Origin of the sequence: Rasiella rasia (assembly GCF_011044175.1) — a bacterium.
Taxonomy (GTDB): Bacteria; Bacteroidota; Bacteroidia; order Flavobacteriales; family Flavobacteriaceae; genus Marinirhabdus; species Marinirhabdus rasia.
The window spans coordinates 744,829-762,268 of the sequence record NZ_CP049057.1 but is presented as its reverse complement, the minus strand read 5'-3'; the positions used below and the strand labels follow the sequence as shown (position 1 = coordinate 762,268).

Genomic DNA, 17,440 nt, shown 5'->3' with positions numbered 1-17,440 from the left:
ATTCGGTTTGATAAGTTGCGTAAATAATTCCGATGTAAAGACAGTTTCTTTAAACTAACGTTAGTGCCAATGTTTGGTAACGGTCTTGTATATGATTTGTGGCGACTTAGCTTGCTAGGGTGGCTTAATGAGCCCTTCTTACGAAATCCACCCTAGACTATGATTTCTACAGCGAATTGAGCGTTGAGCGCTTGATTGAGCCAAATTTTTCAATTTAGCCGGAGTAAAAGCGCCATTTCGGATGGCAAGTCTCGCCGATTTTATCCGAATGACTAAGATATGTTTTTTGTACGACTTTTTATTCCCTTAACCCTCTAAGCCATAAATTATATACGTTGTTATGTGTAGTTATTTTTTCCGGTAAATCGAATAGAATTCTTTTGCACTTCCAAGTTTTCTCATCCGCAATCTTAAATAGTCTATAATCGCATTTCTGGATTCATTTTTTTCAGTCAATGCGTCATTTCCTTTTTGATCTAAAATAACAAAAGAGGTAAAAAAATCACTAGTTGTCTCCGTTCCATTTGCAGAAATAGTGTACTTATTTCCGTTACCAATCAAATCTACATTTTTCCAAATCAATTGTGGTACATTATGTTGATACCTTCCAGCTAATGTCAAATCCCATTTACCAAAATTATCATACATCAGTTGCATTGAATTCAAAGCAGAAGTGATTTCGTAGAATCTAAGTTCATTTGAAATAATAGTATCATTTTCTTGAACAATTGGTACTTGGACAACTTCATAGTCAACTTTTCTATCGGCTTTGGTATTAATAGAGTTACTTGGTTTGCAACTCAAAATCAAAGAAAATATTAAAAGTAGAAGTGTGTTTCTCATAATTACACATAACGGTTTTGCATATGATACGGCGGGTCTTGAGCGGCTGCTTCGGCAGTGCCAACATTTTGCGTCAGCGAAAGTGGGAAGCGCAGCGTGCGAATCAGCCGTGGGCAGTGGCGCCGCCTATCAGTTTTATCCGATGGACTAATTTACGATTAATTATAGGAAATACAATTTACTTAGCAATGTGACCGCTGTATTATATGCGGTGTTAGCCACTGGTTTTTTCTTTCAATTCATTAATGTCAATCAAATCATTCTGATAGTAATTAATTTCTGATTTTTGCCAAAAATTTAAATTAATCAATCCAGTTGTTCCAGCTGAGTACCAATTTCCATCATTTTCATTCAGAGTCTCAAAAGTCCATTTATATTCCTTTCCGTTTCTTGAATAGGTTTTTAATCTACCATGTTTGGACATTCCGAAAATTATATAATCTATCAATTCATTTTTCCCGTCTTTGGTGTTTTCAAAATGGAAATGCCAGGAATTGAAGTGAATAGTATTTTCTCTTTCAGAATGTTGTATCAAAATTTCAAATCCGTTGCTACTTTTAGATTCAATTAATAATGAATTATCTTCTTTGATTTTGAAATCAATATACGGATGTCGCTCAGTCAGATTTTCAGATATCTTTTTAATTAAGTTGTTCATTTCTAAACTTGTGGCTAACGGTCTTGTATATGATTTGTGGCGTCTTTGCTTGCTAGGGTGGCTTAATGAGCCCTTCTTACGAAATCCACCCTAGACTATGATTTCTAAAGTGAATTGAGCGTTGAGCGCTTGATTTAGCCAAATTTTTCAAATTAGCCAGAGTAAAAGCGCTGTTTCGGATGGCAAGCCTCGCCGGTCTTATCCGAATGACAAGTTAGTGAAAAAATGTAGGAAGTTTAATTCTCTTAACCCTCTAAGCCATAAATTATATACGTTGTTAGGCTTTGTACCTTACTTAACTTGATTATGAAGTTCATTAGGATCTTGCCTAGTATCAAATAAAGTAAGAACGACTATTGAATTTGATTCTAAGTCAATTTTGTAATAAAAAGTGGTTTGTTTAGTAACAACACATTTAAATAACCCGATGTGCTCACTTGATTCTGGACAACTATTCGGTTGCTTTGAAATTTGCTCAATTTTGGATTTTAATTTTTTAATAAAATTGTTCCGAACTTTTACATTCCACTCTGAAAGTAAATAATCAGATAATTTTATCAGCTTCTGTTCAGCTAATTCCGAAAAAACTACATTCATTAGGATATTTTTTTCAATACATCCTTCCAAGGAATCACTTGTCCATTATCAGCTTGTTGAATACCTAATTCAATTTCTTGTTTCTGTTCAACGGAAAGTTCATCCCAAAAATCATCTTTCTTTATCAAGTCAGCTATCTTATTGATAAGTTCAGCATTTTCAATGTTCAGAATCAACTTTGCTAATTCTATTTTTGAAGTTTGAATGTCCATAAAATTATATTGTTTATCAAAGATACAAAAAAGCTAAGTGATGTGAAATGCTATAAAGCCTAACGGTTTTGCATATGATACGGCGGGTAATGAGCGGCTGCTTCGGCTATGTGTAAATGCGGAGTAGCAACGTGGCGTAGCATTTGGCTTTAGCGTCGGCAGGGCAGTGGCGCCGCCTATCGATTTTATCCGATGTATCAATTTTTTATAAAGTTAGGAAATTTAATTAAAGCCGAATGTGAACGCTGTATTATATGCGGTGTTACAGCACGTTTTTAATCCTTCTCTTCAATTTTCTATTTGAACTATTTAGAAAAATAACGCCGCAATACTCAGATCCATACATAAGGGTAAATTCGAAATCTTTACTAATTTTTATATCATCAATATCTTCGGGGTGAATCAGCTTCAATACTTTTTTAGAATCAAATGATTGGTTTATATTAAGAGGTATTGAATATTTACCCTTCACTACTAGAACAAAAAGAAGCTGACATTCGAAATCCGTAGACTCAAACTCCTCTCTTAGTTTTTCATTTATAGATTCACCATGTTTTAAAGTTAATCTATAAGGTCGATAATTTTTCTGACGAATTGAATCATTTATGATTTTTAATTTTATGAAATCTAGTTTTTCATCAATCGGTTCAATTGAATTTAATTCTTTGATCCATTCGTACTGATTGCTCTTCAAATAATTATTATCAGAAGTCAGTTCTTGAGAGTTTGATTTAAAAAATATTAGTAAAAAGAAAAGTAAATAGTTAACCTTAAACATAATTTATTTTTTTCAAATCTAATTGTATTTTAATTTTTTTGAAATACACATTGTGTGAACACCATATTTGAATTAGTGAAATGTGCTGTAACGGTTTTGCATATGATACGGCGGGTAATGAGCGGCTGCTTCGGCTGGGCGTAGATGCGGAGTAGCAACGTGGCGTAGCATCTGGCTTTAGCGTCGGCAGGGCAGTGGCGCCGCCTATCGGTTTTATCCGATGGACTAATTTACGATTAATTGTAGGAAATACAATTCACTTAACCATTTGACCGCTGCATTATATGCGTTGTTGCCACACGTTCTTATTCAATAGTGAACCAGCCTGTTAACTCATACCACCCAGTAAACATTCCAATTAGTGCAACTACCGATCGTAAGACTAAAAATATTATTATAATAAAAAATACTGCGCTGAAAAAGGTAAAAATTGGATTACTCTTTTCTTCAGTATCTTTTTTAGCTTTTCTACTTTTAGCAATGTTTGATGCAATAAAAAAGCTTATAATAATTGTGACAAATTGCAAAATCATTAGCCACAACATAAAAATATGAGTTAGTGTAAATAGTGCAATTATAACAGTTGTGGTATTTTTTGCTTTTTTGCCAAAATATCCAGAAACAATAATTATCGCGGCAATTGTGAATTGATAAAGGAAAACTTCCAATGCTATATTTTTATTTTTGTGAAGTATATATTTTCAGTCGGTTCGCTCCAATCAAATTCATAATTTCCTTTCAAAATTATTGGCGGCCCATATGGTTTTACAGTTCTGTATTCTAAAACCTGCCCTGATGTATACCTTGAACCTTTTCGTATATCAAAATCTTTTGTTTCGGCTGAATAATTCGATTGATTTACATAATGGCTGTGGTCGGTTGAAAGGAAAAGATAATTTAAGTCAATTCCATTTTCTTTATACTGTTCCAAATTTGAGGTGTCTTTAAAAATGTCATATCTATTGTTTGGTTCTCTGTGGTTTTTCTTTTTAAAAAACTTCAATTCGATTGCACCTGTTGCAAATTCGTCCTCCGTTCCAAAAGTCATTAAAATGTCCACTCGTGCATTCTTACTTTTACTCTTTATGCTATTCGATTTTAGCTTAATATAATTTTCCATTTCGAGATTAAATTTCTCGTTTGGCTGAAATTCGTAAAGCTGACCGAAAACTTTAAGGATGTAACCTAATTCAAGTTGAAACGAAGCTTCATTTTTTGAAATTATTCCGCCATTCGCAAGTTTCATTTCCAATGTTTGAAAAGACATTTCTATAATTTCTTTTAACCTGTTTCGGTATTTTTCAATCATTCGCGATGTTTTTTACAAATGTGTGGCAACGGTTTTGCATAAAGTTCCGTTGCGGAACTTCCAGACCAAGTTACATAGAATTTCCCTGATTTCCCGAATGGTAATTGATTCCGAGTATCTAAAAATAAGCAATGGACTTTATGCGTTGTTACCTAACGTTGCACGACCCGAGCTTTGCGAGTGCGATTAAATCTTTCAGCAGAAGGATAATCTTTTTGTCACATTTCCCACAAGCGCAATTGGGTCCGCCGTGGACGCATCTTTCAGATTTAACACTATTCCAAGAAAGCGTGAATGAATCCGATATTGAATTCGGTTTGATAAGCTGCGTAAATAATTCCGATGTAAAGACAGTTTCTTTAAACTAACGTTAGTGCCAATGTTTGGTAACGGTTTTGCATAAAGTTCCGTTGCGGAACTTTCAGACCAAGTTACATAGAATTTCCCTGATTTCCCGAATGGCAATTGATTCCGAGTATCTAAAAATAAGCAATGGACTTTATGCGTTGTTACCTAACGTTGCACGACCCGAGCTTTGCGAGTGCGATTAAATCTTTCAGCAGAAGGATGATCTTCTTGTCACATTTCCCGCAAGCGCATTTGGTTCCGCCGTGGACGAATCTTTCAGATTTAATACTATTCCAAGAAAGCGTGAATGAATCCGATATTGAATTCGGTTTGATAAGCTGCGTAAATAAATCCGATGTAAAGACAGTTTCTTTAAACTAACGTTAGTGCCAATGTTTGGTAACGGTTTTGCATAAAGTTCCGTTGCGGAACTTTCTGACCAAGTTACATAGAATTTCCCTGATTTCCCGAATGGCAATTGATTCCGAGTATCTAAAAATAAGCAATGGACTTTATGCGTTGTTACCTAACGTTGCACGACCCGAGCTTTGCGAGTGCGATTAAATCTTTCAGCAGAAGGATAATCTTCTTGGCACATTTCCCACAAGCGCAATTGAGTCCGCCGTGGACGCATCTTTCAGATTTAATACTATTCCAAGAAAGCGTGAATGAATCCGATATTGAATTCGGTTTGATAAGTTGCGTAAATAATTCCGATGTAAAGACAGTTTCTTTAAACTAACGTTAGTGCCAATGTTTGGTAACGGTTTTGCATATGATACGGCGGGTTTTGAGCGGCAGCTTCGGCAGTGCCAACATCCCGACGCAGGTCGGGAGTGGGCAGCGCAGCGTGCGAATCGGCCGTGGGCAGTGGCGCCGCCGTTACGTATCTGTCCGCTGTACCAATTTTTTATAAAGTTAGGGAATTTAATGATAGCCGGATGTGACCGCTGTATTATATGCGTTGTTGTACACAGTTCTCTAGACGAATTTCAAATTTTTGTTGATTCAATTGGAGTTTCGAGTACTGGTTTAAATCAGTTTTAATTACTTTATAAATTTCTCTAGCTTCTTCACATCTATTTTGATTTAGATACAATCTTGAAAGTGTGTATTTTGCTAACATTTGCCAAGTTTTATCACTTGTATGATTTAAAACATATTTTAAAATTTCTTCACTTTTTTCATATTCTTTCAAGTTGCAATACGAAATTCCCATATTGTATGCTGCGTTAATATAGGTTGAATCTGAACTTTTGAATGAATCTGTATAATATTCTAGCGCCATTTTTTCAGTGCCAATTTTCTGATAAATGTTACCAAGGTTATTTAGAATTGTTGGATTATTTGGTTCTAAACGAAATGCGGCTATAAATTCTTTCTCAGCAGCTCTGTATTCATTTTTCCTGATATACTCAATTCCTAAATTATTAAGATCGCGAACTTCTTGATTTTTGAAAATATCATAACCATGAATAATATCTAAATCAATTGAATCTTCTCTTTGAATAATTTCGATGTGCCTTTCAGTCATTTTACCATCCGACCTATTTTTATCAGAACAACTTATAAGTACAAGAAGTAATATATAAAAGGTAATTCTCATTAATTTTTGAATTGTGTACAACGGGTTTGCATAAACTTTGTGGCGCCTTTTGCGGCTGAATCGGAGTGAGGCGAAACGCAGAGCGTTTGCGGGAAGCACAGAGTTACCAGCGGTAACGACTGTGCGTGAGATTCAGCGTGAGCAGGAGCCGCATTTTCAAATTATTCGGTTAATCTAAGATAGACAAAATATGTGGGAAGTTTCATTTTGATAAGCATGTAAGCCATAAAATTTATGCTTTGTTGCCATTAGTTATTTTGCGCTCTGTTCCGTTTTCTATTCCGCTTTTCTTGTGTTGGATATTCCTTTTTCCATTATTTTCATTATTCCAAATCCTTGTCGAGTATAGAATACATTGGTAGAATCCGCAACAGTTATTTTAATATCTTGATAATTTCCAGCTATTTTTATTTGGGTATCAGCATACGACAATTCCGTATTCAATAGGTTGATAAAATCCGCTTTCATAAACGCCAGAATTGTGTCCGATTTAGTTCCGTAAAAATTATTCCGTATATCATTTTCAATTCGGACGCTGTCTTTTCCAACATCAACTTTGGAATACACAACATAATTCCCGCCGTGACTATTTTTTATTTCTACGTCAAATCTGCCTTCGCCATCTTGAATTTGATCCTTAATAAACAAAATCGGTTCATATGCACTTTTAGAATAATCCGGAAACATTGATTCTTTCGACTTGCAAGAAGTCAAAATCAAAAGCAAAATGGTCAAGTTTAGCAGGATTTTCATAATTAATGGCAACGGTTTTGCATAAAGTTCCGTTGCGGAACTTTCTGACCAAGTTACATAGAATTTCCCTGATTTCCCGAATGGCAATTGATTCCGAGTATCTAAAAATATGCAATGGACTTTATGCGTTGTTACCTAACGTTGCACGACCCGAGCTTTGCGAGTGCGATTAAATCTTTCAGCAGAAGGATAATCTTCTTGGCACATTTCCCACAAGCGCAATTGAGTCCGCCGTGGACGCATCTTTCAGATTTAATACTATTCCAAGAAAGCGTGAATGAATCCGATATTGAATTCGGTTTGATAAGTTGCGTAAATAATTCCGATGTAAAGACAGTTTCTTTAAACTAACGTTAGTGCCAATGTTTGGTAACGGTCTTGTATATGATTTGTGGCGATTTTGCGGCTGTGTCAGCCGAGCGTAAACGCAAGTAGCAACGTGGCGCAGCGTTTGGCTGGTGACGTTTGAAGCGCAATGGCGCCGCCCTCTGGTTTTATCCGCTGGACTAAAATAGGTTTTTTGTACGACTTTTCATCGCCTTCACCAACTAAGCCATAAATTATATACGTTGTTACAACACGTATTTTATCCGCAGTATATTTCTCGACGCAATTTTTGCCTCTTCCACATATCCGCTATTTTCGTCCGCAATTCTTTTTAATTCAGTCTCCGATTTTGTTTGAAATTTGCTTTCAAAACTTTTTATCCGTTTTTCTTTTTCCGCAGTTTGTTCTGAAACACTTGTATCTTTTCGTTTTTCGTCGTGAAACATTTGGTCAATTAGTTTTCTGTTAACCGCCAAAAAAATCACAAATAAGGACAAAAAGATTGGATTGAATTTTATTGGTCCAATACCAAAACTAATTGTAGCGTGATAAATTCCAATCAAATTGAATATTCCAATAATCATTGTCAATCCGAAAAAGTAAACGAACCACCTTTTATTTTTGAAATACAGAAACGCGGAAATCAGAATAAGTAGAATTCCAGCGTAATGTTTTACGTTCAAAACGTAATCTGTAAAAGATACAATTCCGATTGAAGTCAATATGAGAATTATCGAAATCAGAAGCGGTATAATATCTTTACCGATGTGATTTTTCATATGTGTTGTAACGGTTTTGCATAAAGTTCCGTTGCGGAACTTCCAGACCAAGTTACATAGAATTTCCCTGATTTCCCGAATGGCAATTGATTCCGAGTATCTAAAAATAAGCAATGGACTTTATGCGTTGTTACCTAACGTTGCACGACCCGAGCTTTGCGAGTGCGATTAAATCTTTCAGCAGAAGGATAATCTTTTTGTCACATTTCCCGCAAGCGCAATTGAGTCCGCCGTGGACGCATCTTTCAGATTTAACACTATTCCAAGAAAGTGTGAATGAATCCGATATTGAATTCGGTTTGATAAGCTGCGTAAATGATTCCGATGTAAAGACAGTTTGTTTAAACTAACGTTAGTGCCAATGTTTGGTAACGGTTTTGCATATGATACGGCGGGTAATGAGCGGCTGCTTCGGCTATGTGTAAATGCGGAGTAGCAACGTGGCGTAGCATTTGGCGGTAGCGTCGGCAGGGCAGTGGCGCCGCCTATCGGTTTTATCCGATGTATCAATTTTTTATAAAGTTAGGAAATTTAATTAAAGCCGAATGTGAACGCTGTATTATATGCGTTGTTACCCAACGTTTTTACCTCGGTTATAAAGTTCAGATTCATTTCTTTCGAAAGCTGGTTTTGCTATAATCTCTTCCCAATTTTTGTCTATCAGCGGAAATTCAATTAGTACTCTATCTATAAAATTTCGCCAACCTTCAAATTCCTCTGTCGCAAAAGCAGTTTTGTTATTAGTCTCAATCTTTAAACAAATATCATCAACCGTAAGTCGGTCAACTTTAAAACCAGTCAGTTTTTCAATCTCTGACCATTTGAACTGAATAATATCTTCGTTGATAATTACTTTAAATCCGTCATTAATTAACTCAACCTTTTCAATTATCATTTTTCTCTTTCTTTTGGATAAGAAAATCAAACAAGAAATTAAAAGTATTATAAAAAGACAAGTTAAAACAGAAACTAAAGAATATAGAAATATAGTTAGATTGTGAAAAAACCCAAATAGATTCAAAAGTTCTTCCAAAGTGAAGATCAAAACGATTGAGAGAGTAACAAAGAGCAGAATATGCGTAATTATAATTTTCCTTCTCATTGTTCAATTAATGTTGGGTAACGGTTTTGTGTATGGTTTGTTGCGGAATAGTAGCTCACGTTCGCGGCTGGTTCTCCGAGGGAAAACGTGAGCTGCATACTCTATTTTTCCGATTAGACTCAAATATAGTGAATTGTAAGAAATATTCTTTCACTTAACCGAAAACCGCAATGAACTATACACGTTGTTGTAAAATGTTTACTTTTTCGTTAAATTGTTTGGATGATTTTAAAGTTAATATTCAAAATCGTTATTTATCTGATCTGTTTAGCAATGATCATTGGAGGAATCTATATGATAACTACATTCCCGAGTTACAAAAGTTCTTTTTTAAATGGTAAACAATTTATAGCAGGTTTAGGTATTGTAATAGTTGCATTAGTCTATTTAATATCTGATATTCTGATATTCTATAAGGGAAGTAAAAACAGTAAAAGATAGCTTTAAAATATTGACCAAATGTTTAAATGAAATACTTTACTGCAAAAGATTATTCATTTTTTAAGTCAAGCCATAAACTATAAGAACCAAGAAATAGTCCAATTGCAATACAAATTGCGAATAGACCAATATATTCATTTTCCGCAATTGCTGTTGAGACGAAAATAAAAATTATAAAGAAAGAGCAAAAAACACCAAAAATTGCAAATAGTTTTAGCATTATAGTTCCTACTATTTTATTAAAATTATTTGCACTTCGAATTGAATTTTTAGATAAACTTGAAAAAAAATGATAGAGCATGTGGTATCCAACATTAATAGCTAAAAAAGCGTAAACACGTTCTTCTATTTTAATATCATATAAAAAAAATACAAGAAGAATCGCAAAAATCAGATTTATAGATCCGAAAATTTTATAATATTTTTTAATGTCAGAAATATCCATTTTTTATATCAGAGCAAGATTTCTGTAAATGTTTTACAACGTTAAGTATAAGAAACGTAGGGCAGGTGATAAGCACTTTTGTTTCGGTTTATTACTTAGCTAAATATAAATATTTTGCTTTTATCTTTTCTACTGTAAACGCCAAATTTTATATTTAGCGTACTTTGCAAATAAACACAGACCTTTCGGTTAAGCCATAAATGCCCTATGTTTTTTATACACTGTTAGTAGCCGTTTTTATATTCCAAATTGTCAATTATTTCCTCTTCAATCAGTTTAAAAATCAGTTCTCCACCTAACAATTTTTCGTAATTATTGAATTCGGTTGGTAACATACTTCTTACTAATTCACTAATTTTCGGATTGTAAGTGTCCATTGATTTATTGTCATACGTTATTGTCCAAGGTAGAGAATAAAATTCCGCTTTTTTATTATCAATTACAATTTCGTTTCCGTTGTTATTCTGTATTCGCAATTCTATAAAGTCTATTTCTTCTTGTCCTAATAAGAATGGCAAATAGACTTGATTAAATACAGATGATATATAGTTTTGTTTTAGATAACTATTTTGATTTTTAAAGTCTCGAAATTCAGGATTCGTCAATTCAATTTGAGAAGTGAAATTTCCTCCCCAATTTTCTTTTTCAAGCCTTTCCTTTTTAATTCCCTCAACCAATGTTTCGTAGTCTTTCAAGTCATTAGTCGTAAATCCTAAATACTTTGATAATTCTGTTAGTTTTACTTTAAGTTTTTTGTTTTGCAACAAGGTTTGAATATTATTTTTTGATATTTCTAAATTCTTTTTTTCAAAGCCTTTGGCCTTAAAAATCAAAGCACCTTTTTTATCTAAAATCTTACCTTTCTGAATATCCGATTTATAAATCGCTCCCATATGAACTTGCTTGTCAAATAACCATTTTGTTGAAGTTACACTTATAGAATTAATTTCACTTTCGAAAAATGGCTGTAAGTTAAGTTTGATGCTATCACTTTTAATTGTTTCCCATAAATAGTCTTCTTGTCTTTCTTTTATTAAATTTAGCTTCTTGTCAAGAATGAAGATTTTACCATTCCTACTTTGTAAAGTGATTTCTGATTTTTCTTGGTTTACTGAAAAACCAGCTACTGGAATATTAAACTTTGTCCAATTAATAGAATCTTTTTTAGTGTAAAAAATGTAATCATTTTGATTAATTAATATAATTGAATCAACAATGGCTATATTATCAATTCTATCTCTTGCAGAAGGATTTAAAATTTTAAACTTGCTTTGGTCAATTGGCGTTTCAATTTGCTTTGAAGTATTCCAATTATCTTCTGTGATTGCCAATCCGTTTGATAATCCTCCAGCAATTCCAGTTAGTGAATCAACCATAAAAATGGATAGAACTCTATTTACAGGATTGAAAGGTTTTGGCTTCTTGCTCCAAGTTTCTCCAAAGTCATTTGAATAATGAATGTAATTGTCAGAACCTCCCATCCATATTTTTCCATCGTTTTTGTGAAAAGCATCATAAATCCAAGCATCTCCATTAAATTTGATTTGTTTCCAATTCAAACCTCCGTTTGAAGTTTTGTAAATCACATTTGTTTTCTTTTGATGTCTTGGTTTTGAATTAGACAAGTCTTCTAAATATCCAGCAACAACTATCGTGTCATTATTAAATCTAATCTGAATACTCGGTTTATCATATTCGGTTAATTTATAACTTTGATTTAATGATGTTATAATGCTGTCTTCTGAATTTTGTGCTTTCAGTTGATTTGAAAGTAATGTTAGTAGAAGTAAGGCGATTAGTTTTTTCATATGTTTAAATTCTTTTCGAATCTATGAAAAGAATAATTTTCAGCCAATTCAGATTGAGTGAAGTGGACTTTTGAATTAGTGAACGATGTTTCTTCAAATGGCTACTAACGGTTTGCGTATAAAACACGTTGCTTTTTCGCAATGTGTTTTATACGCTGTTGTGTGCAGTAATTTACCATAATTTTCAATTGTGGCAAATTGCGTAGTCAACAGGACAAGTTCCAATTCACTTTTTGATTTTTATGCGGCATATCCATCGGTCCGGATATGACGTCGTTCAAATCAAATTAAGGAGTCAATTCTTGAATTCAGACCAATACTTTTAAAAATATCAGTCAGTTTCTTGATTTTATGAAAATCAGCTACTAACTTCACCAAGCTTTGGGAGCGTTCCTAACGTTCTGATAGTGCAACTCTCAACGAAGAAATCGCCAAAGCTTGAAAATCCGATTTATTCAAATCAGATTGATGTTTTTAAAATGGTCTTCCGTATAAAACTCCGAAAAGTGAACCCTTATCGTATTGTCCTGTTTATTGCACCCAACGGTTTTGTGTATGATTTCGTTGCGTGTTTCAGCAACTAAATTAGCAAATACAAACCGAATAGAAAATCCGCGAGGATTTTCGTAAGTAGGCGAGTACTAGCAATGAATTATACACGTTGTTGTAAGTAGTGTTTATTCCACTTTAGTTGTTTCATTCATTCTCGGATTTGTCGATGAAAATCCATTTATTTCAAGACCACTTATTTTGATTTCTAAATTCCGCCAAACTTCCGTTTTTAATCGACCTTCATAAGTCAAGTCAAACGTAATATTTGATTCCGTTATTTTGGTATTATTAATTTCATAATTTGAACCAATTAACATCAAATCTTGTAATTCGTAACAAAATTCGTTCAGCGTTTTGTTGTCTTTAAATTCCAATCCAATAAATTTTTTCAGAAACTTCTTGTCAATGTCTGAATACCAAATAGGTTCCACTAATTGAATTTTGGATTTCTGACGATTAAATAAAATCAAACAATTTGATTTATTTACGTGATAACCCAAATAGTTTGTAAGCATTACTTTATATAAAGCAACATCAGGAAAGAATTCAGATATTAAAGTTTTTTCAATTTTATGAATTTCCGATTCACTTTCATAAAAAATCCATCTTCCGTCTTTCGTAGAACTTTCAGGAAGTTCCTTTTTCAGAGTTTTTATTAATTCAGAGTTAGTTTGACCTAATGAAATAAGGCTAATTCCAATTATTAATAAAAATGTTAAATGAATTCTCATAGGTTTCTCGACATTACTTACAACGGTCTTGTGTATGAGTAGTAGCGAATTAATAATCACTACTTTTTCGGAAAGTAATTTACAAAATAAAAAGTAATAGCGATTTGAATTATTACTCAAATCGCTATTACTTATACACGTTGTTAGCAAACGTTATTTTAATTGATTTTAAACAACTATCTCAGATTTATGTAAACTAACTACAGTTAAAACTGCAATCCCATTAATCCAATAATAATAGGCATCTATTCCTTCGAACGAAAAAGCAAAAGGTGCAATAATAAATACAATTGCGACTATAAAGTCTACTACTAGATGCATTTTATAAGAAATTACTTTAAGAACTCCCAAATGATGGTCTGTTAGCAATGTTAAAATAAAAGCTGCAATTCCTGTTGCTACCGAAAGTTGTAAAGCTAAAGGATTTGAATCTCCTAATCCGATAAGAAAGGGAAGTACTATCAATGCAATAGCAACTGGATAATCTAAAAATGCGTGAATTCTCTTGGTTACAAATTTCATAACTCTATTTTTTAATTATGAGTTTTACTTAAGTTTTTCCAATTCTTATCTGCAACACCTTTTAATTTGCTATGATTATTTTCTGCCAACCATAATTGTTTTGCATCAAGTTCCACATTGTTTAAATACAGATAGTATTTTCCATCTTCTACAATAAATTTATTTGGGTCAACTCTAAATTTTGCTCCTGCATAACAACCAAACGCACAAAATCCGCCATATTGAGGAAGGTATTTTCCAGGGTTTTTGTCAAACGTAGTTTTTTGTTCTGCTGATGTGAAATAGTATACTACTTTGTTATGTTCAGATTTATATGTTTTGTTTCCTTTTTGAGCTAATCCCAAATCTAAGTATGAAACAGGACTGTAGCCTTGTAATGCTATATTACTATTATCAATATTATTCGCCATTTTATCTTGAGCTAATACTACTGAACTCATTATTAGAGCTAATCCTAAAATTGTTGTTTTAATTAAATTTTTCATTTTATTATATTTTAAATTGTTATTTATTCTAATTATTCTGCGTTGAAGTATTCTTCTTGAATTACTTTTCCTTCATCATTCCAGATTCTGCGAATGATTTCGTGCCAGTAAATCTTACTACTATCTTTCATATCGAAATCGAATGTGAATTCTGATGCTGATACATTTCCATCTACAATAGAATGATGATGTGTAATACCATTTACTTTTGCAATTGCACCAGCAAAGCCTTCCATTTTTGCAATCATTTCTGTTTTACCTTTGGTTCCTCCATTTCCGTAATCTGAAGTATTAGCATTGTCTGCAAAGAATTCTTTTACGGCATCAACGATTGCTCCTTGTGAAACTATCGCATCCATTTTTTGTACTTGTTCTTTAATATTCATCCTTTTGTGTTTTAAAATTACACTGCAAAGATGAGATGAGATTAAAGTATACTTGCTACAAAAAAAAGACTAAGAATTGTACTTTTTTAATTTGAATTCGGAAGGCGTAACTTTAGAATAATGTTTAAAGAATCTCGAAAAATGATTTGGTTCTTCAAATCCTAGTTGTCTAGAAATAGAGACAACGGATTGTCCTTCGAGTATCATTAATTTAGCAGAGTTGATTAATTCTAATCGTATTAATTGACCTAAAGAAGTGTTCATTTTAGCTCGAACTTTATTAGATAATGCCTTTATAGAAAGGTTCATTTCATTAGCGTAAAACTCAAGAGACCTTTCTTGTGTGTGATATTTTTTTAGAAGTTCTAAAATATCTTGTGAGAATAAATCTCTATTTTCAAAATCGAAATTTTGTCTAAACTGTTTCGGCGTTTGTCCAATTGATTTTTTAAAAACTCTATTGAAATAAGCGTCATCTTTATACCCTAAATCATAAGAAATTTCTTGAATATTTTTATTAGTGAATGCTACTTCTTTAAGGCTTTCTTGTAGCCTTTTTGATGTCATTAAGTTTTTGACAGATAAACCAATTTTATTTTTAATTAGAGCTTGAGCATTATATCCTCTGTCGTTAATTAAATTGACTAAATCAATACTTGTTAATTTATTTGAATATTCTTTGTCAATTATGTCTTTAGCATCAAAAATTACTTGGTATTCTTCTTTACTAGCTTTGAAGGGATTTTGCCAAAACCATTGTTTAGAAGATACATCAATTATATCAGCAGAATTATTAGTTAAGGCTGTTTCAGATAGGAACGATTTACATTCCTCACATTCTAATAAGTCAATATAACCTAAAGAAATTAGGTGTTTGAATAATACTCTTACATCATTATCATAAAATTTGCTTTCATTTGAAAATTCTATTCGTCTAACTGTAAAGTCATCTGACAAGAATTTAATGTATTGTCCTTTTTCTAGAAAGATTGCTTTTTCCTGCCAATCAAAATAGTTCTTAAAATCAACCTGAATGCTTCCTTTTCCTGAAAGAATATGAATAAGAGTATGACTTTCTATAAAGTATACTTTATTAATTTCTGGTGAAAATTTTTCAACTTTTTGCATTCAGTTGGGTAATGTTTGCTAACGGTCTCGGCTATGAGTAGTCGCGTGGGTTAACACTTAACTTTGCAAGTACACACCAAACTGAAAATCCGCGAGGATTTTCAGAAGTAGGCGAGAACAAGCAATTACTTATAGCCATTGTTGGCATTAGTGTTTTTATCATCTGTAAATAGATATTTTGTTAATATCAATTAATTCATAAACAAATGGAACTCGGTTAAATCCACCATTTCCATATCTAATTCTATCTCCAGAATTCTCTTTATTTTTTTCAAGTTTCTTTTTTAACTCGTTTTCGTTTTGAACATCAAAAAGTACTTTTACTTTTTCGAAGTGCTTTCTCGAAGATAGTTTGTCAAAGAAGTTGAAACCACCATTTCTTTCCCCATAAAGATATGTGGCTGGAAACCATCGGTCATAATGATTATCAGTTTCTAAATAGCTAACACAATAACATAGTGTGTCTGAAAATATCAAAGTTTGCTTACTTATTTGGTCAGATAAATTAGTTATTACGTAATGCCCGAAGCCAGTAATTTTATTAAATGTTTGATTCATATAACTTTCCAAATTTTGATGATAATCATATAAAAATGGGAAACTACTTGGCTCTTGATTGTTCCTATAAGGGTCTTTAATGAAATATTTAGAATGAAGTAATTCTGAAACAAACAAGTAATCCTTGTTTTTAATTCCGACTGCGATAGTGTAAATAAATAGTTCTTGAAAAATAATTTTAAAAGTATCGAATTCAGGACCTGACCAACTGTTCCTTTCATCTCGTGGTCGTAAATACATAGGTTTGTTCTCGAAGAATTCAATTATAAGTTCACTTGCAAAGTCTGTTTTTTTAGTTGTTAACAAGTCAATGAATTTTATGAAGTCTTCCCTTAAAGGCTTGTAATTCTTCAAAGTCTCCATTAATAATTCTCCAAAAGCTGTTAAATTATTTGGTGAATTTTCAAGATTAAATTCCCATAATTTATCTTGAAAAACTTTTAAAAAGTCTGAAGCATATTTTTCATTTAAGTTATCGTTCTTCTTAATCTGGTTTTCAATAGTTCTTATTTTACTATTGGTTTCAGATAAGTCAACATTTGTTTCAGTTATATAAGTTGGTGGTTTGGTACCAAGTTTAGGTTTAGGTATTGATGGTGCTTCTAAAATGTTTCTTAATAACTCTTCATAACTATCTTCAAAATCTTCTTCTTGGGAAAAATCAATATATTTTCTACTCGACAAATAAACAGGCAAAAATGGTTTTCCATCTTCATCTCTTTCAAGTACAATAGGTATGAATTTTTCCTGCTTTTCGTTAGAATACAAATTTGGACTAATGATTTGAGTTTCTGTGCCAACGCCTCCTTGTCTGTCATCAGCTTTCTCTTTGTATTTCTTATCACAAACAATAAGAACTCGGAAAATATCTTTCGACTTTACCATTTCCTCCATAAAGCTGTGAATGTCGTGTCCGTCTTTTAAACTCCATCTGTCTAAAACAACATCAACAGTATCAGTCATCAATCTCTTTCCAAGATTTACAATCCAGTCTTGATGTTCTTTATTTCCCCAACTATATGATATAAAAATTTTCTTGTCCATTTAAAGATTTAGGTTGTTTTACATTAAT

General features: G+C 32.7%; 19 protein-coding genes. All 19 read right to left on the bottom strand.

Annotation, left to right across the window (positions count from 1 at the left end):
• Positions 1-348: 348 nt before the first annotated feature.
• Complete coding sequence (locus G5B37_RS03515; protein ID WP_164678693.1) at positions 349-843, bottom strand: hypothetical protein; 495 nt, start codon at positions 841-843, stop codon at positions 349-351.
• Between the two features lie 214 nt (positions 844-1,057).
• Positions 1,058-1,501 (bottom strand): hypothetical protein, encoded by a 444-nt coding sequence (locus G5B37_RS03510; RefSeq protein WP_164678692.1) that lies wholly within the window; start codon positions 1,499-1,501, stop codon positions 1,058-1,060.
• 291 nt (positions 1,502-1,792) lie between these two features.
• Positions 1,793-2,098, bottom strand: coding sequence for a type II toxin-antitoxin system RelE/ParE family toxin (locus tag G5B37_RS03505; protein ID WP_164678691.1), 306 nt, complete (start codon positions 2,096-2,098; stop codon positions 1,793-1,795).
• A complete protein-coding gene (locus tag G5B37_RS03500) occupies positions 2,098-2,310 on the bottom strand; it encodes a hypothetical protein (protein ID WP_164678690.1) in 213 nt (70 codons plus the stop codon). Before G5B37_RS03500 ends, G5B37_RS03505 begins: the two co-directional genes overlap by 1 nt.
• Positions 2,311-2,572: 262 nt before the next feature.
• Positions 2,573-3,088, bottom strand: coding sequence for a hypothetical protein (locus G5B37_RS03495; RefSeq protein ID WP_164678689.1), 516 nt, complete (start codon positions 3,086-3,088; stop codon positions 2,573-2,575).
• 305 nt (positions 3,089-3,393) lie between these two features.
• On the bottom strand, positions 3,394-3,756 hold the full coding sequence (locus G5B37_RS15115) for a hypothetical protein (protein WP_175017401.1): 363 nt from the start codon (positions 3,754-3,756) through the stop codon (positions 3,394-3,396).
• A 2-nt stretch (positions 3,757-3,758) separates the two neighbouring features.
• Positions 3,759-4,397, bottom strand: a complete 639-nt coding sequence (locus G5B37_RS03485) for a hypothetical protein (RefSeq protein WP_164678688.1) — start codon at positions 4,395-4,397, stop codon at positions 3,759-3,761.
• A gap of 1,303 nt (positions 4,398-5,700) precedes the next feature.
• On the bottom strand, positions 5,701-6,351 hold the full coding sequence (locus G5B37_RS03480; protein ID WP_164678687.1) for a tetratricopeptide repeat protein: 651 nt from the start codon (positions 6,349-6,351) through the stop codon (positions 5,701-5,703).
• A gap of 276 nt (positions 6,352-6,627) precedes the next feature.
• Positions 6,628-7,104: a hypothetical protein gene (locus G5B37_RS03475; RefSeq protein ID WP_164678686.1), complete on the bottom strand. Its 477-nt coding sequence runs from the start codon at positions 7,102-7,104 to the stop codon at positions 6,628-6,630.
• Between the two features lie 572 nt (positions 7,105-7,676).
• Positions 7,677-8,015 carry a hypothetical protein gene (locus G5B37_RS03470; RefSeq protein WP_164678685.1) on the bottom strand — a complete coding sequence of 113 codons (339 nt, stop codon included), beginning with the start codon at positions 8,013-8,015 and terminating at the stop codon, positions 7,677-7,679.
• A 766-nt stretch (positions 8,016-8,781) separates the two neighbouring features.
• Complete coding sequence (locus tag G5B37_RS03465; RefSeq protein WP_164678684.1) at positions 8,782-9,105, bottom strand: hypothetical protein; 324 nt, start codon at positions 9,103-9,105, stop codon at positions 8,782-8,784.
• A gap of 697 nt (positions 9,106-9,802) precedes the next feature.
• Positions 9,803-10,198: a hypothetical protein gene (locus G5B37_RS03460; RefSeq protein WP_164678683.1), complete on the bottom strand. Its 396-nt coding sequence runs from the start codon at positions 10,196-10,198 to the stop codon at positions 9,803-9,805.
• A gap of 224 nt (positions 10,199-10,422) precedes the next feature.
• A complete protein-coding gene (locus G5B37_RS03455) occupies positions 10,423-12,006 on the bottom strand; it encodes a WD40/YVTN/BNR-like repeat-containing protein (RefSeq protein WP_164678682.1) in 1,584 nt (527 codons plus the stop codon).
• Positions 12,007-12,683: 677 nt separating this feature from the next.
• On the bottom strand, positions 12,684-13,289 hold the full coding sequence (locus tag G5B37_RS03450) for a hypothetical protein (RefSeq protein WP_164678681.1): 606 nt from the start codon (positions 13,287-13,289) through the stop codon (positions 12,684-12,686).
• Positions 13,290-13,457: 168 nt separating this feature from the next.
• The gene (locus tag G5B37_RS03445) at positions 13,458-13,811 is read right to left on the bottom strand and encodes a hypothetical protein (RefSeq protein ID WP_164678680.1); all 354 of its coding nucleotides are present in this window, start codon (positions 13,809-13,811) and stop codon (positions 13,458-13,460) included.
• Between the two features lie 11 nt (positions 13,812-13,822).
• A complete protein-coding gene (locus G5B37_RS03440; RefSeq protein ID WP_164678679.1) occupies positions 13,823-14,296 on the bottom strand; it encodes a YHS domain-containing (seleno)protein in 474 nt (157 codons plus the stop codon).
• 32 nt (positions 14,297-14,328) lie between these two features.
• Complete coding sequence (locus G5B37_RS03435) at positions 14,329-14,682, bottom strand: hypothetical protein (RefSeq protein ID WP_164678678.1); 354 nt, start codon at positions 14,680-14,682, stop codon at positions 14,329-14,331.
• A 69-nt stretch (positions 14,683-14,751) separates the two neighbouring features.
• The gene (locus G5B37_RS03430; protein WP_164678677.1) at positions 14,752-15,810 is read right to left on the bottom strand and encodes a helix-turn-helix domain-containing protein; all 1,059 of its coding nucleotides are present in this window, start codon (positions 15,808-15,810) and stop codon (positions 14,752-14,754) included.
• Between the two features lie 159 nt (positions 15,811-15,969).
• Positions 15,970-17,412 carry a toll/interleukin-1 receptor domain-containing protein gene (locus tag G5B37_RS03425; protein ID WP_164678676.1) on the bottom strand — a complete coding sequence of 481 codons (1,443 nt, stop codon included), beginning with the start codon at positions 17,410-17,412 and terminating at the stop codon, positions 15,970-15,972.
• Positions 17,413-17,440 lie beyond the last annotated feature (28 nt).